This window comes from Massilia sp. 2TAF26 (assembly GCF_052115005.1).
GTDB lineage: Bacteria > Pseudomonadota > Gammaproteobacteria > Burkholderiales > Burkholderiaceae_D > Telluria.
This window is the reverse complement of the sequence record NZ_JBFRFV010000087.1, coordinates 1-680: the sequence shown is the minus strand read 5'-3', so window position 1 is coordinate 680 and position 680 is coordinate 1. Positions and strand designations below refer to the sequence as shown.

Sequence of the window (680 nt, the reverse complement as noted above, 5' to 3'; positions counted from 1 at the left end):
CTCGCGTTGATGGCCTCATGCGAAATCCCGACCTCCCGCGCGAATGCCGGGTAGGCCGCATGGCTGTCGGTCACCAGCAGCACGTCGGGTGCCAGGCGCGGCCCCAGGTGTTGCACCAGCTGCCGCTTGCTCACGCTGCCCTTGCCGGTCACGGCGTCGATGGTCTGGCCGCTGCGATCGCGYGCCACCAGGATGCACACTTGTTCATTCGAGATCCCGCGCTTTGTCGCCTTGCCGCCGCGTCTTCGTGGCGGACGRTCGAGATGTCTGGAGCCCTTGTGCGATTCGAGCACATACATCTCATCGGCTTCGGCGATGCCGCTCAGCCGTTGCGGCCGGTCATCCTTGCTCAAGGCCAGGAAACGGTGACGCCATCGAAAGCTGGTCGCGCTGGCCACGCCGATCTCGCGCGCCGAGCGGCGCACGCTGCGGGAATCGAGCATGCAGCCGAGGTAGTCGAGCCAGTGTGCCTTGTAGCGCAGCCGGGCCAGCGGCGTGCCGCTGAGGGCATTGAAGGTGCGATGGCAACTGCGGCAGCGGTAGCGCTGCAGTCCGTGCGCATGGCCGTGGCGATAGGGTTTGTCGGCCTGGCAGTGCGGGCAGCAGAGTGGCATGCCGGGTTGCTCGACGATCTCGAGTACACGGTCGAGGCCGGCCGCCGATTGCAGCAGGTCGAGCAG

Annotated in this window: 1 protein-coding gene; it reads right to left on the bottom strand. The window is 67.0% G+C overall.

Features of this window, described 5'->3' with window-relative positions; translation table 11 throughout:
- On the bottom strand, positions 1–680 hold a 680-nt coding region (locus AB4Z32_RS27550; protein WP_442124995.1), incomplete at both ends, for an IS1595 family transposase.